Below are 20,467 nucleotides of genomic sequence, written 5' to 3' on the forward strand. Positions count from 1 at the left end.
CAGTGGATCGGATAGGAACGACAATGAAAAACACGCTTTCCCTCGCCGCAGTGGCGGCCACAATGATGGCCCTGGCCCCGATGGGCGAAGCCTTTGCCGGTGATGATCACCGTCGCGGCGGCCGCCACCATGACCATCACCATCATCATTATTATGACCGCGACGGGTATCGCGGCCGGCCGCAGCATCACCATCACCACCATTACGATCGGCCGCCCCCGCCGCCCGTGGTCTATCACTATTACGCACCGCCGCCGCGCCCGCCCGCCACGGTGATCTATCGGGACATTTATCGGGATTACCCGACCGGCAATTCCTTCAACCTGAAAGTCCATATCGACGGACGTCGCTAGAGCGGATCGCGGAAAAGCGGAATCGCTTTGGAGCGTGAATCCGCTCGCTGAATAAGGAATTAGAGCCACCAGAAAGACTTGACGCGGGGGCCCGTCAGCACGACCTTATAGGTCTTGCTGGCGGGGCCTGTTCCCCGTCTCGACAGGCTATGGAGTTTGCCATGAACGTCGTTCCAGCCCATGGGCTGCGCGCCACCGCGCGCCGTGCCGCCGGAATTGCCACGCTGCTGGTTCTGGTTTCCACCCCCGTTCTGGCGGAGGAAGCGGCACCGAAGGTGAATGGCTTCAAACCCATTGAACGGTCGATGACGCCGGGTGAGCGCGCCGCCGCCCAATCCTATGCCCGTCCGGGCAGCAATCCTGGCGGTTCCACCCTGGGCATTACCGGCGACAGCGACAGCCAGGAGCGCAACGGCGTCCAGTTTTATATGAGTGGTGGCAGCCGGGCTGGCTGGGGCAATGTCAATTCCATGGGCTCCCGCCGCTCCAATGAACTGTTGGGTGACGGTGTTGCCGTCTATAATGCGGAGCCGTTTTATTCCAACAATCGCGGCTATTATAGCCCCTATAGTGGTTACCGCCCGCCGCCGCCGACCATTCAATATAACCAGTCCTTCCTGCGGCACATGTATGGCGGCAATATAGCCGGTGTGCCGTCGGTTTCCGCGCCGATGGAATTCTGGGACGGCCGCCGTTAAGACGGCTGCCTTACGTCTCCCCGCCTAATGCTAAGGCCCGCCCTGTTCAGAAAACAGCGGCGGGCTTTTTTGTACACAACCGCAGTACATAACGGGAATATTGCGTCAGTCCCGCCTATACTGCACAGCAACCATTCGGCTGGTGACCATCTGCTGTGATATGGATCAAGGACATCCGGACGCTGCCGGGATGAAGTGGTGCCAATCCATTTCGCAGGAGCAGCAGAGATGTCGGAAACGGCCGACCATTTCCATATTCACCTTCCCCCCTCCGACCAGTTGCGCCAGCGCACGCAGGAGGCACGGGCCCGCGCCCGGCAGGCACGTCACCAAGTGGAAAATGCGGAAACCCGCCGCATTGCCCTGGACGCGGAACGTAAGCGCCGGCTGGCCCCGACTGAAATCCGCCAGCGCCTGACCGCGCTGGAAGAGGTGGTGGAGCGCGGCGAATATCAGCTGCTGCTTGAGCGCTTCCCCAGCGATATCTGCGTCGATCGCGGCCGCGCCATCAACAATAATGAGGAAAGCTGGCCGGCAACGCTGGCCGGTGTCGCCCTGCAGCTTTACCTGTTCTGGCAGACCGAACTGCGCGATCTCGGCTATGGCATCACTGCCCGCATCCTGGATTTTCCTGACGGCATCCCTGGCGATGCCGGCCTGTTCCTCACCTGGCAGTGAAAGTGGTATCGACCGGGCGGGCGGTTGCGCCTACTATGGGTGCCGAAATCCCTGGCCGGGTATAATCCGGCAGGATTCAAGCAGTTTATCCACCCGCCGTGACCGGTTTGGCCGGCGGGTGATTCGGGTCCGCCGCCGCCAGAGGAAGATTTGAGGATCGCGCCGTTCGCTTTCTGTCTGCTGTCACTGGCCGTGGCCAGTGCCGCCCCCGCGCAGAACAAACCGGACGAGGCGCAGAAGCAGCTGCAGGAGGTGCAGCGCGACCTGAAGCAGGCCGACAGCCGCAAAAGCGCCCTGGATGCCAAGGCGGAAGCGCTGGAGAAGGAGCTGGCCGACCTGCGTGCCCGGTCGATTGAGGCCGCCGAACAGCAGCGCGCTCAGTCCGATGAGCTGGCGCGGCTGGAAGCAGCCCTGGCCGATCTGGGCCAGCAGGAACAGGAACGGCTGGCCAAGATCGAAGCGGACAGGGCCGCCCTGGCCGATCTGCTGGGCGCCTTGCAACGCCTGTCCCGCCTGCCACCGGAAGCGCTGATCGCCCGGCCGCAACCGCCCGGCGACACGGTGAAGACGGCCCTGCTGTTGCGCAGCGCCGTGCCGGAACTGAAGGCGCGCGCCGATGCGCTGGCCAACCAGTTGACCGACCTGTCCAGCTTGCGCGCCAAGCTGGCCGCCCAACGGGCCAAGACGGAAAAGGCAACCGCCAGCCTGGCCGTGCGCCAGAAGGATCTGGCCAATCTGGTGGCGCGGCGGGAAGAGATTTCACGCGCCACCGATGCCGAGCGCGAACAATTGACCGGCACGGTCACCGCGCTGGCCGGCCGCGCCAGCGACCTGAAAGACCTGATCGAGAAGCTGGAGGCGGAGCGCAAGGCCGCACTGGCCCGCCAGCGCGCCGAAGAAGCTGCCCGCCGTCAGGCAGCGGAGGCCGAGCGCGAACGCCGCACCAAGGAGAAGGTGGCCACCCTGAAACGCGCCCCCACCCCGCCGCAATTAGGGGGTATGGTGGCACCGGTCGGTGGAACGGTTGTTGTCCGCTATGGGGAGGCGGACGAGGTGGGGGCGGTCAGCCGTGGCCTGACCTATCGCGGCCGCGCCAGCGGCCCGGTGGTGGCCCCGGCCGATGGCTCGGTGATGTTCGCGGGTCACTTCAAGGGCTATGGCCTGCTCTTGATCCTGGAACATCCCAACGGATATCATTCGCTGTTGGCCGGGATGGGGCGGATTGACGCCAAGCTCGGCCAGCGTGTGCTGGGCGGGGAACCGGTGGGTCTTTTGTCGGGGGATGGGGCCCCGACGCTTTATTTCGAACTGCGGCGTGGTGGTCAGCCAGTCAACCCCACACGCGGCCTTTCAGGCTCCGACGGCAAAGGGCATGGTTGATGATGAAGAAGCTTCTCTCCTCGGCCGCGCTGGCGGCCCTTCTGGCCTTCTCTCCGGTGGCACTGGCGCCCCACGCCGCCACCGCGCGGGAGCCGCTGAAGTCGGAGACTTACAAGCAGCTGGACCTGTTCGCCGATGTGTTCGAACGGGTGCGCTCCGAATATGTGGAGGAGGTTTCCGACGAGGATCTGATCTCCGCCGCCATCAACGGGATGCTCACCTCGCTTGATCCGCATTCCAGCTATCTGGACAAGAAAAGCTTTGCCGACATGCGGGTGCAGACCAAGGGCGAGTTTGGCGGCCTTGGGATTGAGGTGACGCAGGAAAACGGCGTCGTCAAGGTCATCTCCCCCATGGATGACACGCCCGCCGCCAAGGCCGGCGTGCAGGCAGGCGATTACATCACCCATCTGAATGATGAATCCATCATGGGTATGGGCCTGAACGAGGCGGTGGAGAAGATGCGCGGCCCCGTGGGCAGCACATTGAAGGTGACCATCCGCCGCGGTGACCTGTCGCAGCCGATCAATCTCACCATGACCCGGGCCAGCATCAAGGTGCAGTCGGTCCGCTTCCGGGTGGAAGATAATGTCGGCTATGTCCGTATCTCCAGCTTCAATGAACAGACCCAGCCGGGGCTGGACAAGGCCATCGCCAGCATCAAGACCCAGCTGGGCGACAAGCTGATCGGTTACGTGCTGGACCTGCGCAACAATCCCGGCGGCCTGCTGGATCAGGCGGTTTCCGTCTCCGACACGTTCCTGGAAAAGGGACGGGAAATCGTCTCCACCCGGGGCCGGGGTGGCAAGGAAGGCGACCGTTATGTCGCCAAGCCGGGCGATGCCGCCAACGGCCTGCCCCTGGTGGTGCTGATCAATGGCGGTTCGGCCTCAGCCTCGGAAATCGTTGCCGGTGCCCTGCAGGATCATAAGCGCGCCATCATCCTGGGCACGCAGAGCTTTGGTAAGGGCTCGGTGCAGACCATCATCCCGTTGCAGGGCAACCAGAGCGCCATGCGCCTGACCACGGCGCGTTACTACACGCCGTCCGGCCGCTCCATCCAGCAATTGGGCATCACCCCGGATATTGAGGTGCAGCCCGCCAAGGTGGAAGAGCTGGCCCAGGCCGGGCGTCGTCGTGAAGCGGACCTGCCCAAGGCCCTGCGCAACACCGACCCGGCCGCCCAGCAGCGCCAGGCCAATCCGCAGGGTACGCCGACCACGCCGCCGGCGGCCCCCGCCCCCGGCAATAATGACAGCGCGCCGCAGGTACAGGCCCCGGTCCCGCCGCCAGCAGCCAATGGCGCACCGTCGCCCGCTCCAGCGGCCGCCAACGCCAATGGCCAGCCGGAACCGGCACCGGTCGATTACCAGCTGCTGCGCGCCATCGATCTGCTGCGCGGTGTTTCCATGTTCAACCATGCCAAGCAGGCGGCGGTCACCCCCGCCGCCACCAACGCCAACTGATTGACTGATTGATCCCTTCTTGCCCTTTCCCGTCCCGCTGAAACGAAAACGCTGACCCGTGGCCCTCTCCCTGCTCAGCAAGAAGCCCAAAACGGGCGCCGAAAAGGCGAAGGACGACAGCGCGGCCGTGCTGGCGGCCCGTTTCGGCGTCGGCAAGAAGGGCGGGAAGGCCGACAAGGCCAAGGCGGACCCCTTCCTCAACCTGGATGCAGCCGCCGATGGCGATGACCTGCCCGCGCCGAAAAGGCGGGGCAAGACCGCGGCGGCGGCCAAGGGGGATCGGCCGCCGCTCTCTAAACCGCTGGTCGCGGCCGGGGCAGTGGCGGGGGTATTTCTGCTGGTGCTGGCCGGCACCGCCGTCTGGCTGGCGCTGACGGCCCATGACACGGCCGACCGGCTGACCGCGTCGCGCCAGGTGGGGCCGAAACTGGCCGTGCTGCTGCCTGACGGCACGCCCCGCTTCCCCGATGCCCCAGCGGCGGAGGCGGCACCCAAGGCAGAGGAAGCCCCGCTGGACCCGGTGGATATGCCGGTGACGTTACAGCCATCCCGCAACGACCTGTTGCTGGAACGGCTGCGCGTGGGGCTGGTGCCCAAGGTGGCGGCGGACGGCACCGCCCCCTGGCAGCATTATGCCCGCCCCTTCCCCCAGGATGACAAGCGCCCGCGCATCGCCATTGTGGTGACGGGGATGGGCCAGTCCGCCGCCGCCACCCAGACGGCCATCGCCCGCCTGCCCGGCGCCGTCAGCTTCGCCTTCGCCCCCACCACCCCACAGCCCCAACCCCTGGTGGATGAGGCGCGGGACAAGGGGCATGAGGTGCTGCTGGCCGTGCCGATGCAGCCCCAGGGCTATCCCGCCAGCGACCCCGGCGCCAACACCCTGCTGACGACCCTGTCGGATGAGGAAAATGTGAAGCGGCTGGAGGCGACGCTGGCCGCCTTCACCGGCTATGTCGGCCTGACCAGCCGCACCGACAGCGGCACCGCCTTCCTGACTCAGCATGATAATCTGCGCGCCGTGCTGCAACAGGTGCAGCGGCGCGGGCTGATCTATCTGGACCTCTGGCAGGTACAGGGCAGCAAGGTGGCCCCGCTGGCCAAGGAACTCTCCCTGCCCCGCGCCTTCAGCGATCTGCAGATCGACCGGATGCCGTCCGCCATCGGCATTGATGAACAGCTGGCCCAGCTGGAACGGCTGGCCCAGGCCAATGGCGTGGCCGTGGGGTTCGCGGAGGCGCAGAACCCGGTGGTGATCGAACGGCTGTCGCTCTGGGCCGGCACCTTGCGCGACCGGGGCATCGTGCTGGCCCCGGTGACGGCGGTGGTGAACCGGCAGGCGGATCGGTGATAAATACTTTTCACTGATCCATATTTATCCCTCCACCCGCCCTCCTAAATAGTTCTATTTTTTCAATTTTTACTATTCTATTTTTTTTATCTACAACTATTCCCGCATCCGGATTATTAATATCTATTTTTACTTTCTTTGATTTCATTTCTCCAGAAGTTAAGAAAAATTGCGGTATTTTACCTTCAATTTCCGGAACCCTGATTTCTACCACCCCGTTTTTCGAATCAATTGTTTTTGGTATAGTTTCAATTATCATTAATCTATCCGTAGTTAAATCTAGCTTCTTTCCATTGTCATAGAAAATAACATCAGACTCAATTTTCCATGACCCACCCACAATAGAAGGCATTTCTTTAATTATTGGCTTAATGATAATAGAAATACAAGTAAAAATAAGAAAATACCCTGCAAATGCGCCCGTTGTTTTAACATTAAATCCAGAAAATTTACCAGTAACCGCAACTCTTCCAGATGGAAATAATATAAATATTAGAATTGCAGGAATAATTGGCACAAAAGCCAAAGCACACACTAAAACCACGGTTCCAAAAATAATGGCGTCTGCCTGACTTAAATTCATTGATTTTTTTCCTCGCTATGGCAAAAATTTTTAAAATCATCACCCAGAACACAAAAGGAGTCAATGATGAAAAAGTGTATTTATTTTATGTTAGCGTTCTTCTTTTTCACCAAAGAAGCGCCATCTCAAGAAAACATCAACAATCACCTAACGGTATCTGAAGATTTTCTCAAAAATAACGACAGAGAAAATTATGAATACTCCTATGAAATGCTTGACGATTCCACCAAAACAAGAATATCGAAAAACATATGGTGGAAGTTAATGAAGAAAATGAAATCTAATTTTCAACCTTGGCCAAAAGAAATTGAATTCTTAAAAAAAGAAGACTCATCTAGGGAAAATTTTAGAATTTTGATCTATAATAAAGATGAAAATTTTTATTATACTGGAACTATTGTTCCAAAAAAAAATATACTTAAAACCGTAAGATACTCCTTATACACAAGCGATTACTTGGCGACAGAAGAGGTAAAAATGACAAGAGATCAAAACGGAACATGGAAAATAATTGACTATACCATAAATTAACATCTCACCCCTTGCGCGGTGCCCGCATCAGCACACGGTCCAGCAGCCCCGGTGGCAACACGCCCAGCAGCCAGGAGACGCCATAGGTGGGCAAAGGGAAGGCGATGCGGGCGGGATTGCGGGTCAGGCGCTGGCGGATCAGCCGGGCCGCCGGTGCTGCCTGCATCAGGAAGGGCATGGGGAAACGGTTCTTCGCCGTGATGCGGCTGACCACGAAGCCGGGGCAGATCACCGTCACGCCCACGCCTTGCGGGGCCAGGTCCAGCCGCAGCGCCTCCCCATACACCCGCAGCGCCGCCTTTGACCCGCAATAAGATGCGGCCCCCGGCAGGCCCCGGAAACTGGCCAGTGAGGCCGTCAGGGCGATCTGCCCCCTGCCCCGCGCCGTCATGGCCGGGATCAACGGATGGATACTGTTCAGCACCCATCCAGATTGACGGCAAAAATCTCCCGCGATGGTTCAGCACTTTCCCCCCTGATCGGGCCCGATCAGGGGGGCATCATTCACCGCGAAGCGGGCATTCCTAGCGTTTCGCCAGCTTGGTTTCCACCTGCGCCAGCACAGTCTTGATTTCCTCGCGCCGCCCGGCATCGGCCACTTCCCGGCCTGGACGGGGGGGCGCCGCCAGCGCATGGTTCAGCACGTCGCGGGCCTTGGCATAATCCCCCTGGCGGAACAGGAAATCGCCATAGAAGTAATTGGGATCAATCCCGTCGGGATTCTGCGCCAGCGCCTTTTCCAGATAGGCCTTGGCCTTCTTGTCGCTGCCAAAGCCGATGGGGAAACCCGGCACTTGATAATAGAGACTGCCCAGCGAGGTGTTGACGGACCCGTCCAGCACGGTCGCGTCGATCTTCTCGGCTGTTTCCAGTTTGGCTCTGGCATCCTTCACCAGCGAGAGCGCGCCCATGCCGCCCTTGATGCCGGCCTCCGATGACAGGATGATGGCCTCCCAGACCAGCGGTTCGGCCTTGCCGGGATAGGCGGCGGTCAGCGTTTTGGCCTGTGCGGCCAGCGCCTCCATGCCGGAAAGCTGCGCCTCCTCGCCCTTCACCTCATATTTCACATGGGCCCAGCCGCTTTGTAGCTCGGCGATCCGGGCATCCAAGGCCGGATCGGCCGAGGCGGCGGCGGAACCGGCCAGCAACAGGGACAGGGCGGCCAGGATCAGTTTCTTGTCAACGCGCATGGTTTTCCTCCCGGATCGGGGCAGCTTTGGCGACACTGGGTGTCGGATGGGTGAACAGGCTGGCGGCCTTGGCGTCATTGCCGGCCAGCGCCCGGTCGACCAGACCGGGGAACAGGGCGTTCAGGCGGGTGAAAAAGGCTTCCGGCCAGCCGATGATTGTTTCGGCCTTGCCCGTCTGGGCGGCCGATAGGATGCGGCGGGCGACATGGATCGGGTCATCCAACGTCATGCCGGTCAATTCAGCAAAGCGCTGCACCAGCGGCCCGTTAAAGCCGGTGCGCACGGCGCGGGGGGCCACATGGCACACGATGATGCCGGTTCCCCGCACCTCCCGCCGCAGGGCCTGGCTGAACCCTTTCAGCCCGGCCTTGGCGCTGGAATAGCCGGCGAAATGCGCGAAATTGATCGAACCGAAGACGGAGCCGACATTGACAATATGGCCCCGGCCCCGCTGCTTCATCATTGGCAGCACGGCCTGGGCCAGGGTCACCGGCGCCACCAGATTGACCAGATAATCGGCCGCCAGATCGGCGGGGGGCTGGCCTTCCAGCGGGCCGAAATATTGCCGGCCGGCGATGTTGAACAGCATCTGCGGGGCCAGCAGCCGGGCCTGTTCGGCGGCCAGCGCGATGCCGGCCGGGGTCGACAGGTCGGCGCAGATATGCCGGCCCGGCATTTCCCCCCGGCCCAGCGTGGTGACCTGGGCCCCGCGATTGCGCAGCAGGCTGACCAGGGGCGACCCGATGCCGCCGGCCCCGCCGGTGACCAGAACGGTACGCCCTTCCAGGCTGTCATCATGCGACATGGCGCACCTCTTGCGAAGGACGGCTGTGGGGGATGGCGCGGAACAGGTCGGCAAACAGGCCGAAAATCCGGTTCGCCATGGTGATGATCGCCTGCTGGTCGCGCCGATCGATCACCTGATTCATCAGCGTGCGGAAGAATTCCATATGCTGGATATCCAGCGCCCCATGGCTGGTCAGATAGGTGAAGCAGGTTTTCGGCAGGTTCAGGGATGTGCGCACCGCTTCCGCCCCATGGGTGGCGATGGCGGTGCTGGTGCCTTCCAGCACATAGACCATGCCGAAGAAGCCGGCGGCATTCTCTTCCCGGATGAAGCGATAGGCTGTGTCCACCATGGCCTGGGTGGCCGCGCGCGGCGTGCCATGGCGCACCGCTTCTGCGTCACCGCCGGCATGGCGGATATCGTTGAGAATCCATTCCTCGTGCCCCTCTTCCTCCTCGATATATTCGTCAAGCGCGGGGATCAGCCATGTCTGGTCAGGACGCAGGGCGACGCGGGCGGCGCGCATCAGCGGCACGGTGTGCTTCACATGGTGATAGGCCTCTGTCAGATAGGCGATATAGGTGTCCAGGCTGATCCGCCCGGTCAGGCCATCTTGTATCTGCGGCACGGACAGCAGGGCAAGGCGCGCCGGCTCCGTCTCCGTCACCAGACGGTCGAAGAAGGGTTGGGGCATGGGGGCTTCATCCTCATCCGGGGAAAACAGGGCGGCATGGGCGGCGGCGATGGCATCGCGGCGCGGCCGGCCATTGGGGGTCAGTTGGCCGTTCAGGGGGGTGAAGGCGGGCACCGCGTGCCAGCGGGCGACCCTGGCATAGGGCGGTAAGGCCCCATTGGCCCGCGCCACGGCCAGGGACAGGGCTGCCGCATCCTGGCCGAACCGGCTGGGCACGATCAGGGCCGTCAGATCCGCCCGCCCATCGCCGAACAGCACGGCCTGCAGGATTTCCGGCTGGGCGGTCAGTTCGGATTCCACCCATTCCGGGGCGATATTGCGGCCGAAACTATTGATGATGACATTGCGCGACCGGCCCTGGATGGACAGGAAACCCTCGCCATCCAGGCTGCCCAGATCGGCGGTGGCGATGCGGACCGGCGCCGCTTCACCGCCGACATAGCCCAGAAAGGCATGGTTATTGAGGCTGACCTCCCCCGTGGCCGGGTCAATCTCCAGGTGCAGATGCGGCAGCACGCGGCCAACACTGCCGACCCGGTTGGCGGCGGGCGTGTTCAGCGCCACCACCGACCCGCATTCCGACAGGCCATAGCCTTGATAGACGGGCAGGCCCAACATGCCGGCCTGGGCCAGCAGGGACGGTGCCACCCGCGCCCCACCCACGGCCACCAGCCGCAGATCGGGCAGGAAGCGCCCGCCCTGCGCCATGGCCGCCATCAGGCCGCGCAGCAGTTCCGGCACCAGGATGATACTGTTGGCCCGCAGGATGGACAGGGCAGCGAGAAGCCGGGCGAAATCCGGCTGGAACGGCTGTTCCAGCCCCAGGGTGGCGGGGGACACGGCCAGATAATGGCCACCGGCCAGCAGCGTGCAGTAAAGCCCCGCCACATTTTCCAGCAGCACCGGCAAAGGCAGGATGGCGACATGCCGGCCGGCATAATCGGCCCCGATCACCTGCACCAGGGAGGCGGCCACCTGCTCCAGCCCGGCGGCCGACAGGCACACGCCCTTGGGTGCCCCCGTCGTGCCCGAAGTATAAGTGATCTTGGCCGTGCCCGCCGGCAGGGCAACCGGCGCATGATCCAGGCGCTGGAGATAGAGCGTCTCTTCACCCACCGGCAGGGCCACCGCACCCGGCACCGCCTTGTCCGTCACCAGCCAGCCGGCCCCGGCATCGCCCAGGGCGTGGCGGCGCTGGTCGGCGGTGAAAAAGCCCGGCAGCGGCAGAGATGGCACGCCCAAATCCAGCAAGGCCAGATCCAGCAGCGCCCAGGCGGCGGCGTTGCCGGCCTCCACGGCAACGGGCTGGCGCCCATCACCGATGATGCCGCTGAGATCGGCAGCCAGCTGATCCACGGCCCCGGCCAGTGCCCCATAGGTCCAGTCATTGATGGCGGGCTGATCCGGGGCATAGGTCCGCAGGGCGGAAAGAACGCGGCTCATGCAGTCACCTCGGTCGCCGGGACGGCGGGATGCAGACGGGGAAAGGTGGGATGGGTCGGCAGCACCTCGCGCGCATCGCCGGCCAGGAAGCGGTCCAGGCAGTCGGCACCAAAGGCGACATTGCCGCAGACGACGCGCGGGTCATTGGCGTAATAGCTGCCCCAGGCAGCGGCGGCCGGGCCGATCCGCTCCGGCCGGGCCCGGCCCAGTTCCAGCGCATCAAAGCCGATATGGCGGAACAGCCGGCGCAGGGGGCGGGTGGCGGTGACCACCGCCTTTTCAAAGCCCTGCCCATGCAGATAAGCAGCCAGCGCCATGAACAGCAGATAGGAGGCACCGGGCTCCGCCGCCGCCAGATTGCCGATCTCCACAATGGCGGGCCGTTGCGGCCCACCGGGGATCAGGGCTTCCACCGGGCGGTCAAGATAGGTTTCCAGGAACAGCGGGCCGCTGCCGGCCGGGCGGAAGCCGACACCGGCCAGGATACGGTCGTCAGCGTCCCGCAGGCTCATCAACATCGGGTGGGTCACGGCGATATCGCCGCCATAGGTCTGCGCATAGGTGTGGCGGATCATCGCCTCCACCCGCCGCCGTTCGGGGGCGAAATGGTGGGTGATGGCCACCACCGCCGGGCGGCAGCGGGTCAGGCTGCCCAGCCGTTCGGCATCGAACCGCAGGTGGCCGCGCACCCCATCCTCATCGCGCATCAACATCTCAATCACAGGCGTCGCTCCGCCGGTTGGGTTGGCCGGATCAACCGGCCTTCATGGGGATGACGGCGCCGCCCGCAGCGGACCGCAGGTGCGAACAGAAAAATTTTCTGCACTGTGTCGGATATGACCTGCCGCATTGATCGGGCAGGGTCCGGGGGCTATATCGGAAGGCAGTCTTCGCCCAGTTCAGGTTGACGCCATTTCCCCGCCCCCGCCCCTGATCGCCGCCTATCTGGAACACCGCGCCTTTCTGCTGCGGCTGCTGACAGCGCGCACGGGCAGTGCGGCGGAGGCGGAAGACATCGTGCAGGAAATGTATGAAAGGCTGGCCGCCCTGCCTGATGGGGGGGAGGCGGTGGCGAATGTGCCGGCCTTCCTGAACCGCATGGCGCTTAATCTGGCCTTTGACCGGCAGCGCAGCGGATCGCGCGCGGCGGCCCGCGATGGGGAATGGCTGTCCGCCAATGCCCTGGTCGACGGCCCCGAACCGATTGCCGAGGCACCGACGGCAGAGCAGGTGGCATCCGGTCGCCAGGAACTGCGCCTGCTGCGCGATGCCATCGACGCGCTGCCGCCGCAGGGCAAGCGCGTGTTTGAAATGCACAAGCTGCAGGGCCGCCCCCATGCAGAGGTCGCCGCCAGCCTGGGCATTTCGCGCAGTGCGGTGGAAAAACACATGGCGGCGGCGATGAAGAACCTGTTGAAACGGCTGGGCCGTCGCCTTGAATGAAAAATATTTCATCCAGACGGGTGGGGTACCGCCCCTTCCGTGACGTCAACAGGACAAAGCCCGAACCAGAAGCCGCCCCATGGTGAACCGCCCAACCGATACGCCCCTTGATCCCCGCCTGGAACAGGCGGCGGATTGGCACGCCCGCCTGCAGGGCGATGCCGATCAGGCGGTCTGGCTGGCCTTCACCGAATGGCTGGAGGCTGATCCCAGCCACCGCCGCGCCTATGATCAGGTGGAAAGCCTGTGGCGGCAGGTGGAGGCACTGCCGGCGGAGCCGCAGGCCGCCATCATTGATCTGGCCAGCCGGCGAAAAGCTGAGCCCGCCGCCCCGGCCAACCGGTCGCGCCGCTGGTTCCTGGGCGGGGCGGCGGCCGCCGCTGCCGCTTTGGCCCTGACGCTGACCGGTCGCCACACGCCAACCCCGCTGCCGGAACTGTTTGAAACCGGACAAGGCCAGCGCCGCACGGTGACACTGGCCGACGGATCCAGCATCATTCTGAACAGCGGCACCCGCTTAAGCGTCGCCCTGTCCGCCGACCGCCGCGCCGTGGTGCTGGAACAGGGGGAGGCGCTGTTTGATGTGGCCAAGGATGCTGCCCGCCCCTTTACCGTGGCGGCCGGTGAACGGCTGGTCACTGTGGTCGGTACGGCCTTCAATGTCCGCCACCTGGACCGGTCGGTGACGGTCACCGTCACACGCGGGCTGGTGGATGTCGGTGACCAGACAGGCGGGGCCAAGGTCCGCCTGACGCCGGGGCAGCAGATCAGCGCGGCGCAAGGCCAGCCGCCCGGCCCCGTCACCACGGTGGATGCACAGGCCGCCACCGCCTGGACGCAAGGCCGCCTGTCCTTTGACAATGCGCCGCTGCCGCAGGTGCTGGCCGAACTGTCCCGCCATTATCCGCTGCCCATGCGGGCGGAAGGGGCGGCGGCGGCCCTGCATTTTTCCGGTGTGCTGCGGCTGGATGCGGATCAGGCGGTGCTGCTGGAAACCTTGCAGGGGCTGCTGCCCATTGCGGTGGTGCGCCAGGGTGATAGGTTCGTGCTCTCAAAACGTCCCTGACGGTCCCCGCCTTGCGTCTTCTGCCGGTTTCCGCCCTTGCCCTGCTGCTGACCGTGCCGCCAGCCCTGGCGGCCGAGGGGGGAATTGCCGTTCCGGCCGGTCCCCTGGGCGGCGCGCTGGCCGCCCTGTCACAGCAGACGGGCATTTCCATCGGCGGGGATCAGCCGCTGGCGGGGCGGCACAGCCCCGGTGCCAGCGGCGCCTTGAGCCCCGAACAAGCGCTGACCCAGCTGCTGGCCGGGACCGGGCTGGGCTTCCGCAAGGTCGGCCCCGGTGCCTTTCGCCTGGAAGTCTTGGCCCCCCCGCACGTGCGGCCCGCCGCCGCACGCCCGGCGGTGGTGCCAATGGAATCCATCATCGTCACCGCGACCAAGCGTGGGGCCGATCCGGCCAGCCTGCCCGTTTCTGTGGGCTGGCTGACAGCGGCCGATCTGGCCCGGCTTGGCACGTCTGACCCGGATGCCGCCCTGCCCCTGCTGGGCGGGGTGGGCAGCACGCATCTGGGGCCGGGGCGAAACAAGCTGGCGATCCGTGGCCTGTCCGACAGCGCCTTCACCGGCCAGACCCAAGCGACGGTGGGCCTGTATCTGGATAATGCCAAGGTCAATTACAATGCGCCCGACCCGCATCTGCACCTGATCGATGTGGACCGGGTGGAGGTGCTGCGCGGGCCCCAGGGCACGCTGTATGGCGGTGGCTCCATCGGCGGCATCCTGCGCATCGTGCCGGCGGCCCCCGACCTGTCGGAGCGGTCTGCACAAGCCCGGCTTTATGGCAGCCTGACCCGCAGCGGCGCCCCCGGCGGCGGGGTGGAGGCGGTGTTAAACCAGCCGCTGCTGACCGACCGGCTGGGAATGCGGCTGGCGCTTTATGCGGAACGGGAAGGCGGGGTGATCGATACGGCGGGCCGGCATAATATCGACCGCACCGACATGCAGGGCGGCCGCGCCCTGTTCACCCTGATCCCGGCGGAGGATTGGCGGCTGGAACTGGGCGGCACCTATCAACTGATCGACACCGATGACAGCCATTATATCCAGGGGCGGCGCGGCTGCTGCACCCGCGCCGCGCAACTGGCCGAACCGCATGACAATGATTTCGACGAGGCGCATGTCACCCTGACCGGCAGCCTGCCCTTTGCCCAGCTGCACAGCACCACCGCCTTTGTGCGGCACGAGATTGACAGTTTTTATGATGCCAGCACGGCGGTGCCAGCCCTGGCCGGGCTGCCCGCCCAGCCCGCCCTGTTTCATGAGGCGCAATTATCCCGGCTCTGGACCCATGAAACCCGGCTGACCAGTGATAATGATGAGGATGCTGCCATCCGCTGGCTGGGCGGGCTGCACCTGTCGCAGCAGACGGCGCAATCCAGCCGCCGCCTGACCAAGGCGGCCACCCTTGGCAGCGACCTGTGGCGGCGCGACCGTGATGATACGGTGAAGGAAGCGGCCTTGTTCGGGGAATTATCCTGGCGCTTTCTCCCCCACTGGACCCTGACGACCGGCGGCCGCCTGTTCCATGTGGCGCAGGAGGTGGAGGCCAAGGCCCTGGCCCCCGCCGCATCGGTGGCCGAGACGGAAGGATACGCCAAGGAAACGGATTACACCCCCAAACTGGCCGTGACCTGGCACCCTTGGGAGGGTGCCAGCTTCTATGCCCAGATGACGGAGGGGTACCGGCCCGGCGGCATCAATATTGAAGAGGCCGGGCAAGGCCCGGCTGACGATTACCGGGCCGCACGCTTCGGCACCGATGAGCTGTGGAATTATGAACTGGGCACCAAACTATCGCTCTGGCAGGGGCGGCTGGCCCTGGATGCCGCCATTTTCCATGCGCGCTGGCGCAATATCCAGACCGATCAGTTGCGCGCCGATGGGCTGACCGTCACCACCAATGCCGGGGATGGCAGCAATACCGGGATTGAGATCGCCCCCCGCCTGCATCTGGGCCCCTGGCGGCTGGATGCGACCGTGATCCTGAACGACCCGGAACTGACCCGCGTTGCCCCCGCCTTTGCCGGCCGGACGGAAGGGGGCCTTCCCGGTGCCGCCCATCTCAGCGGCAGTGCCAGCCTTTCCTGGCAGGGGGCCATCAGCGATCAGGCGCATCTGCTGGCAGCGCTCGATTACACCCATACCGGCCGCACCCACCTGACCTTCAGCAACACCATCCGCCAGGGCCCGGTCAATCAGCTGAACGGACGGCTGAAACTGGCGGGGAACGGCGGCTGGTCGCTGGGTCTGGCGGTGGATAATATCCTGGACAGCGACGCCAACCAGTTCGCCTATGGCAATCCCTTCACCCTGCCCGCCGGCCCCCAGACCACCCCGCTGCGCCCGCGCACTTTCAGGCTCAGCATCGGCTGGGAGCAATAGGCGGGGTGCCCATGCGGCCCGCCTTGCCAGCGCTCACACAAGCACATCCTTCAACGCTATCGTCACATCCGCCAATTGCTCCGCCGGGACCCTGGCCCCGGCGGCCACCAGCGCCTTGCCCTGCATGAAATCCCGTGCGGCATTGACGCAATCCAGCGCAATCACCCGGCCGTCGCGCAGATAGACCACCGCGAAACTGCGCGACGCCGGATCGCCGCGCAACACCGTCTGATCATGGCCGATGGACAGACCCACGGTCTGCAGGCGCAGATCATACTGGTTCGACCAGAAAGTCGGCACGCCCGGCACCCCGGCCTCGCCGCCGGTCAGGTGCCGGGCGACGATGGCGGCCTGGTCCATGGCATTCTGCACAGATTCAATGCGCACCCGCGCACCGGCGGCATAGGCACTGACCTGCGCCGCACAATCGCCGATGGCATAGATATCCGGCAGGCTGGTCCTGCATTGTGCATCAACATCCACACCATTGCCCCCCGCCGCCCCGGCCGCCAGCAGGGGGGCAACGGCGGGCACGATGCCGATCCCGGCAATCACCAGATCGGCCGGCACCAGGGTGCCATCGGCCAGCGTCACCGCCGCCACCCGTCCCCCCTGTCCAGACAGGCCGGACACGCTGACGCCCAAACGGAGATCGACACCCTGTGCCCTGTGTTCCTGGGCATAGAAGTGGGAGAGCGGTTCCCCCGCCACACGGGCCAGCACCCTGTCCTGTGCCTCCAGCAGGGTGACCGGCTTACCGGCCTTGCGCAGCACGGCGGCGGCCTCCAGCCCGATATAGCCGCCGCCGATCACCACCACCCGCTGCACATCGGGCAGTTCCGCCCGCAGCCGGTCGACATCGGATCGGGTGCGGATGGTATGAATGCCGGCCAGATCGCCACCCGGGCAGGTCAGGCGCCGCGCCGGCCCGCCGGCAGCCCAGACCAACGTGCCATAAAGCTGCTCCGCCCCGTCATCGGTGGTGACAAGGTGGCGGGCCGGATCGATGGAGACGACCCGGCGGCCCAGTTGGAACGCCACCCCGCGTTCCGCCCACAAGCCGGCTGGGCGCAGCAGAAGACGGTCAAAAGCCTTGTCGCCGGCCAGATAATCCTTGGACAAGGGCGGCCGTTCATAGGGAAGATCGGCTTCTTCACCGATCAGTGTGATGGTGCCGGCGAATTGCTGCTGGCGCAGCGCCAGGGCCAATTGGGCGCCCGCATGGCCGGCCCCGACAATCACCACATCCCTTGACTGCATCACCCTTGGTCCTCCTCCCTATCGCCCGGTATTGTTCCAGGTTCGATCATCCGGTGCGATGTTTCTGCACACGCCTTCCAGCCGGGCATTGACCATCAACTGGCAGGATGGAGGGGACATAGCGGTTCGATAACCGACACTGTCAAGAAGATCATTCTCCCGCTCACCATCGCACCCGGTTTCTACTCATCGCACATTGGCGATCACCCCTTGCGCGGTGCCCGCATCAGCGCACGATCCACAAGCCCCGGCGGTAGCACGCCCAGCAGCCAGGAGACGCCATAGGTGGGCAAAGGGAAGGCGATGCGGGCGGGATTGCGGGTCAGGCGCTGGCGGATCAGTCGGGCCGCCGGTGCGGCCTGCATCAGGAAGGGCATGGGGAAACGGTTCTTCGCCGTGATGCGGCTGACCACGAAGCCGGGGCAGATCACCGTCACGCCCACGCCTTGCGGGGCCAGGTCCAGCCGCAGCGCCTCTCCATAAACCCGCACCGCCGCCTTTGACCCGCAATAGGATGCCGCCCCCGGCAGGCCCCGGAAACTGGCCAGCGAGGCCATCAGGGCAATCTGCCCCCTTCCCCGCGCCGTCATGGCGGGGATCAGCGGATGGATGCTGTTCAGCACCCCATCCAGATTGACGGCAAAAATCTCCCGCGATTGTTCAGCACTTTCCACCGCCCCGCCGCTGCCCGCCGAAATGCCGGCATTGGCGATGGCCAGATCGATGGGCGCTTCGCCATCGCGGGCGGCCAGCCAATCCGCCATGGCGGTGCGGTCGGCCACATTCAGCACATCCGCCGTCACCAGCGCCCCCTTGGCCCGGCAGGCATCCGCCACCGAGGCCAGCCGCCCTGCATCCCGCCCGGTCAGCGATAACCGGATGCCGGGGCCAGCATAATCCAGCGCCAAAGCCTCCCCAATACCGCTGGAAGCGCCGGTGATCATGATATGGGCGGGGTTGCGCATGGGGTGCCTTCCTGCAAAACGGAAGCTGCATAGGAGCAAATCACACCGCCAACGTCACCCTTTCCCTGCCGCCATCCCTTGTTGATGGCGGCCAAGGGCGATATAAACCGCCGCAATCCTTTTGTTTTTCCTGTCCCCCGCGCCCAAGGGTTCCGCATGAACGCCCAAGCCCCCCGTCACAGCGCCAAGGGTGCTGTCACCAGCATGACCGGATTCGCCCGCGCCGATGGCGCGGCCCCCCGTGTGCAATGGGTGGTGGAGGCGCGCAGCGTCAATGGCAAGGGCCGCGACCTGCGTTGCCGCCTGCCCCAGGGGCTGGATGGGCTGGAACCCGCCATCCGCGCGGCGGTAGAGGCCCGCATCACCCGTGGCAATGTCAATGTCGCGCTGAACCTGACCCGCACGGAAACCACCGGCGCCTTGCGTATCAACCGCGACCTGCTGGCCCAGGTGCTGGAACTGGCCCGCGACATTGCCGGCCCCGACGCCCCGCCGCCCTCCATCGACACGCTGTTGTCGGTGCGCGGCGTGATCGACAGCGGGGAGACGCAGGAGACGGAGGAGGAGCGCGCCGCCCTGGAAAAAGCCATCGCCGCCACGGTGACGGTCGCCATCGACCGGCTGGTCACCGCCCGCACGGCAGAGGGCGCGCATCTGGCGACCGTACTGACGAACCATCTGGCGGAGATCGAACGGCTGACCGATGCCGCCGCCGCCACCGCCTGTTTGCAACCGGAAGCCCTGCGCGGTCGTCTGCGCCAGCAGATCGCCGCCCTGCTGGATGCCGTGCCGGCCCTGGCGGAAGAACGGCTGGCGCAGGAGGCCGCCTTGCTGATCAGCAAAGCCGATGTGCGGGAGGAGCTGGACCGGCTGCGCGCCCATATCGCCCAGGCCCGCGCCATGCTGGCCGATGGCGGTGCCATCGGCCGCCGGCTGGATTTCCTCTGCCAGGAATTCAACCGGGAGGCCAACACGCTCTGTTCCAAATCCGCCGACGTGGATCTGACCCGCATCGGCATGGACCTGAAAGCCGTGATCGAACAGTTCCGTGAACAGGTGCAGAATATTGAGTGAGGGTGTGGTTGGATAATAATGAGCAACCACACCGCACCAAGAATTTAACTGCCTCCCCCGCGAAAGCGGGGGTCCAGGGGGGCAGGCACCCAGCGTTGGGATAATCCCCCTGGTTCCCCGCTTCCGCGGGGAAGGCAGCTCTTTATGCAAATGTCACCCCAGTGACCCCAGCGGTTACTGTCGGGTTACGTAGCTCCCCCCCAACCAAAGGCCCCCTTCTCCCATGTCCACCCCGTCCGCCGCCCCCGTCACTGCCCGTTCCCAGGTTCGCCGCCGGGGTTTGATGCTGGTGCTGTCCTCCCCCTCTGGTGCCGGCAAATCCACCATTTCCAAGCGGATGCTGGCGCTGGATGCCAACCTGTCCATGTCCGTATCCGTCACCACCCGCCCGATGCGGCCGGGGGAAGTTGACGGCAAGGATTATTACTTCATCGACAAGGCAGCGTTCGAAGCGCGGGTGGCGCGTGGGGAGCTGCTGGAACATGCCCAGGTCTTCACCAACTATTACGGCACGCCCAAGGGCCCGGTGGAAGACGCGCTGCGCGCCGGGCGCGACGTGCTGTTCGATATTGACTGGCAGGGCACCCAGCAGCTCAGCGAATCCGCCGGCGATGATCTGGTGCGCATCTTCATCCTGCCGCCCAGTGCGGCGGAACTGGAGCGTCGGCTGACCAACCGGGGCCAGGATACGGCCGAGGTGATCGCCCACCGCATGGCCAAGGCCAATGACGAGATGAGCCATTGGTCCGAATATGATTATGTGATCGTGAATGAGGATGTGGAGGTCAGCGTGGCCGCCGTGCAGGCCATCCTGACCGCCGAACGACTGAAGCGCCGCCGTCAGGTGGGCCTGACGGAATTCGTCCGGGCGCTTCAGGTGGGCCAGGGCTGAAAGCTACAGAGACCCGTTAGGCACGCCTGAAAATCTGTGTCCCTTCACTGTCGGGCTGACCTTTGCCTTCCCCATGGTGCGGTCCATGGGTGCTGGTTAGGGTTTCGCACCTTCGCTGCCTCCCCCGCGAAAGCGGGGGTCCAGGGCCAAGGGAACCAAAGCGTTGGTCTGGTGGCCCCTGGGTCCCCGCTTTCGCGGGGAAGGCAGCGAAGGTGCAAGAGGTTAACCTAACCCCTAT

General features: G+C 64.6%; 20 protein-coding genes. 12 read left to right on the forward strand and 8 right to left on the reverse strand.

The window, feature by feature from the left end:
* The first annotated feature begins 23 nt into the window (after positions 1-23).
* The 6 genes from CHB97_RS10870 to CHB97_RS10895 all read left to right on the forward strand — a co-directional run bounded on the left by CHB97_RS10870 (position 24) and on the right by CHB97_RS10895 (position 5,926).
* Positions 24-353, forward strand: a complete 330-nt coding sequence (locus CHB97_RS10870; protein ID WP_143270834.1) for a hypothetical protein — start codon at positions 24-26, stop codon at positions 351-353.
* Positions 354-514: 161 nt separating this feature from the next.
* Entirely contained in the window at positions 515-1,051 is a 537-nt protein-coding gene (locus tag CHB97_RS10875) for a hypothetical protein (protein WP_089287984.1), read from the forward strand.
* 228 nt (positions 1,052-1,279) lie between these two features.
* Complete coding sequence (locus CHB97_RS10880) at positions 1,280-1,729, forward strand: hypothetical protein (protein ID WP_089287985.1); 450 nt, start codon at positions 1,280-1,282, stop codon at positions 1,727-1,729.
* A gap of 150 nt (positions 1,730-1,879) precedes the next feature.
* The gene (locus CHB97_RS10885) at positions 1,880-3,109 is read left to right on the forward strand and encodes a murein hydrolase activator EnvC (RefSeq protein ID WP_089287986.1); all 1,230 of its coding nucleotides are present in this window, start codon (positions 1,880-1,882) and stop codon (positions 3,107-3,109) included.
* A gap of 2 nt (positions 3,110-3,111) precedes the next feature.
* Entirely contained in the window at positions 3,112-4,575 is a 1,464-nt protein-coding gene (locus CHB97_RS10890; protein WP_089288119.1) for a S41 family peptidase, read from the forward strand.
* 58 nt (positions 4,576-4,633) lie between these two features.
* Positions 4,634-5,926: a divergent polysaccharide deacetylase family protein gene (locus tag CHB97_RS10895; RefSeq protein ID WP_089287987.1), complete on the forward strand. Its 1,293-nt coding sequence runs from the start codon at positions 4,634-4,636 to the stop codon at positions 5,924-5,926.
* 10 nt (positions 5,927-5,936) lie between these two features.
* On the opposite strand, the gene CHB97_RS25900 is transcribed toward CHB97_RS10895, so the two are convergent.
* Positions 5,937-6,509, reverse strand: a complete 573-nt coding sequence (locus CHB97_RS25900; protein ID WP_143270837.1) for a hypothetical protein — start codon at positions 6,507-6,509, stop codon at positions 5,937-5,939.
* A 63-nt stretch (positions 6,510-6,572) separates the two neighbouring features.
* Between CHB97_RS25900 and CHB97_RS25905 the strand changes: the two genes are divergently transcribed.
* Positions 6,573-7,040, forward strand: coding sequence for a hypothetical protein (locus tag CHB97_RS25905; protein WP_143270839.1), 468 nt, complete (start codon positions 6,573-6,575; stop codon positions 7,038-7,040).
* A 4-nt stretch (positions 7,041-7,044) separates the two neighbouring features.
* Here the strand turns inward: CHB97_RS25905 and CHB97_RS10900 are convergent, their stop codons facing one another.
* The 5 genes from CHB97_RS10900 to CHB97_RS10920 all read right to left on the reverse strand — a co-directional run bounded on the left by CHB97_RS10900 (position 7,045) and on the right by CHB97_RS10920 (position 11,867).
* Positions 7,045-7,464, reverse strand: a complete 420-nt coding sequence (locus CHB97_RS10900) for an SDR family NAD(P)-dependent oxidoreductase (RefSeq protein WP_244559496.1) — start codon at positions 7,462-7,464, stop codon at positions 7,045-7,047.
* A 100-nt stretch (positions 7,465-7,564) separates the two neighbouring features.
* Positions 7,565-8,230 (reverse strand): c-type cytochrome biogenesis protein, encoded by a 666-nt coding sequence (locus tag CHB97_RS10905; protein ID WP_089287988.1) that lies wholly within the window; start codon positions 8,228-8,230, stop codon positions 7,565-7,567.
* Positions 8,220-9,035 carry an SDR family NAD(P)-dependent oxidoreductase gene (locus tag CHB97_RS10910; protein ID WP_089287989.1) on the reverse strand — a complete coding sequence of 272 codons (816 nt, stop codon included), beginning with the start codon at positions 9,033-9,035 and terminating at the stop codon, positions 8,220-8,222. Before CHB97_RS10910 ends, CHB97_RS10905 begins: the two co-directional genes overlap by 11 nt.
* A complete protein-coding gene (locus CHB97_RS10915; RefSeq protein WP_089287990.1) occupies positions 9,025-11,154 on the reverse strand; it encodes an AMP-binding protein in 2,130 nt (709 codons plus the stop codon). Before CHB97_RS10915 ends, CHB97_RS10910 begins: the two co-directional genes overlap by 11 nt.
* Positions 11,151-11,867 (reverse strand): thermostable hemolysin, encoded by a 717-nt coding sequence (locus CHB97_RS10920; RefSeq protein WP_089367430.1) that lies wholly within the window; start codon positions 11,865-11,867, stop codon positions 11,151-11,153. Before CHB97_RS10920 ends, CHB97_RS10915 begins: the two co-directional genes overlap by 4 nt.
* Before the next feature lie 136 nt (positions 11,868-12,003).
* Between CHB97_RS10920 and CHB97_RS10925 the strand changes: the two genes are divergently transcribed.
* The 3 genes from CHB97_RS10925 (at position 12,004) to CHB97_RS10935 (ending at position 16,038) form a co-directional block, all read left to right on the forward strand.
* Positions 12,004-12,597 carry an RNA polymerase sigma factor gene (locus tag CHB97_RS10925; RefSeq protein ID WP_200819891.1) on the forward strand — a complete coding sequence of 198 codons (594 nt, stop codon included), beginning with the start codon at positions 12,004-12,006 and terminating at the stop codon, positions 12,595-12,597.
* A gap of 79 nt (positions 12,598-12,676) precedes the next feature.
* Positions 12,677-13,663 (forward strand): FecR domain-containing protein, encoded by a 987-nt coding sequence (locus CHB97_RS10930; protein ID WP_089287992.1) that lies wholly within the window; start codon positions 12,677-12,679, stop codon positions 13,661-13,663.
* 11 nt (positions 13,664-13,674) lie between these two features.
* Positions 13,675-16,038 (forward strand): TonB-dependent receptor, encoded by a 2,364-nt coding sequence (locus tag CHB97_RS10935; RefSeq protein ID WP_089287993.1) that lies wholly within the window; start codon positions 13,675-13,677, stop codon positions 16,036-16,038.
* A 33-nt stretch (positions 16,039-16,071) separates the two neighbouring features.
* Here the strand turns inward: CHB97_RS10935 and CHB97_RS10940 are convergent, their stop codons facing one another.
* Both CHB97_RS10940 and CHB97_RS10945 read right to left on the reverse strand, forming a co-directional pair.
* Positions 16,072-17,298 (reverse strand): NAD(P)/FAD-dependent oxidoreductase, encoded by a 1,227-nt coding sequence (locus CHB97_RS10940; protein ID WP_089287994.1) that lies wholly within the window; start codon positions 17,296-17,298, stop codon positions 16,072-16,074.
* A gap of 203 nt (positions 17,299-17,501) precedes the next feature.
* Positions 17,502-18,263: an SDR family NAD(P)-dependent oxidoreductase gene (locus CHB97_RS10945; protein WP_089287995.1), complete on the reverse strand. Its 762-nt coding sequence runs from the start codon at positions 18,261-18,263 to the stop codon at positions 17,502-17,504.
* Positions 18,264-18,419: 156 nt separating this feature from the next.
* Between CHB97_RS10945 and CHB97_RS10950 the strand changes: the two genes are divergently transcribed.
* Positions 18,420-19,337: a YicC/YloC family endoribonuclease gene (locus CHB97_RS10950; RefSeq protein WP_244559497.1), complete on the forward strand. Its 918-nt coding sequence runs from the start codon at positions 18,420-18,422 to the stop codon at positions 19,335-19,337.
* Positions 19,338-19,560: 223 nt separating this feature from the next.
* Positions 19,561-20,229: a guanylate kinase gene (gene gmk, locus CHB97_RS10955; RefSeq protein WP_089287996.1), complete on the forward strand. Its 669-nt coding sequence runs from the start codon at positions 19,561-19,563 to the stop codon at positions 20,227-20,229.
* Positions 20,230-20,467 lie beyond the last annotated feature (238 nt).

It is taken from the genome of Azospirillum sp. RU38E, assembly GCF_900188385.1.
Classification (GTDB): domain Bacteria; phylum Pseudomonadota; class Alphaproteobacteria; order Azospirillales; family Azospirillaceae; genus Niveispirillum.

Coding starts and splice junctions, on each gene's coding strand:
- CHB97_RS10870 (WP_143270834.1), top strand. CDS start 24: ATGAAAAACACGCTTTCCCTCGCCGCAGTGGCGGCCACAATGATGGCC.
- CHB97_RS10875 (WP_089287984.1), top strand. CDS start 515: ATGAACGTCGTTCCAGCCCATGGGCTGCGCGCCACCGCGCGCCGTGCC.
- CHB97_RS10880 (WP_089287985.1), top strand. CDS start 1,280: ATGTCGGAAACGGCCGACCATTTCCATATTCACCTTCCCCCCTCCGAC.
- CHB97_RS10890 (WP_089288119.1), top strand. CDS start 3,112: ATGAAGAAGCTTCTCTCCTCGGCCGCGCTGGCGGCCCTTCTGGCCTTC.
- CHB97_RS25900 (WP_143270837.1), bottom strand. CDS start 6,509: ATGAATTTAAGTCAGGCAGACGCCATTATTTTTGGAACCGTGGTTTTA.
- CHB97_RS25905 (WP_143270839.1), top strand. CDS start 6,573: ATGATGAAAAAGTGTATTTATTTTATGTTAGCGTTCTTCTTTTTCACC.
- CHB97_RS10905 (WP_089287988.1), bottom strand. CDS start 8,230: ATGCGCGTTGACAAGAAACTGATCCTGGCCGCCCTGTCCCTGTTGCTG.
- CHB97_RS10910 (WP_089287989.1), bottom strand. CDS start 9,035: ATGTCGCATGATGACAGCCTGGAAGGGCGTACCGTTCTGGTCACCGGC.
- CHB97_RS10915 (WP_089287990.1), bottom strand. CDS start 11,154: ATGAGCCGCGTTCTTTCCGCCCTGCGGACCTATGCCCCGGATCAGCCC.
- CHB97_RS10920 (WP_089367430.1), bottom strand. CDS start 11,867: ATGTTGATGCGCGATGAGGATGGGGTGCGCGGCCACCTGCGGTTCGAT.
- CHB97_RS10930 (WP_089287992.1), top strand. CDS start 12,677: ATGGTGAACCGCCCAACCGATACGCCCCTTGATCCCCGCCTGGAACAG.
- CHB97_RS10940 (WP_089287994.1), bottom strand. CDS start 17,298: ATGCAGTCAAGGGATGTGGTGATTGTCGGGGCCGGCCATGCGGGCGCC.
- CHB97_RS10945 (WP_089287995.1), bottom strand. CDS start 18,263: ATGCGCAACCCCGCCCATATCATGATCACCGGCGCTTCCAGCGGTATT.
- CHB97_RS10950 (WP_244559497.1), top strand. CDS start 18,420: ATGAACGCCCAAGCCCCCCGTCACAGCGCCAAGGGTGCTGTCACCAGC.
- gmk (WP_089287996.1), top strand. CDS start 19,561: ATGTCCACCCCGTCCGCCGCCCCCGTCACTGCCCGTTCCCAGGTTCGC.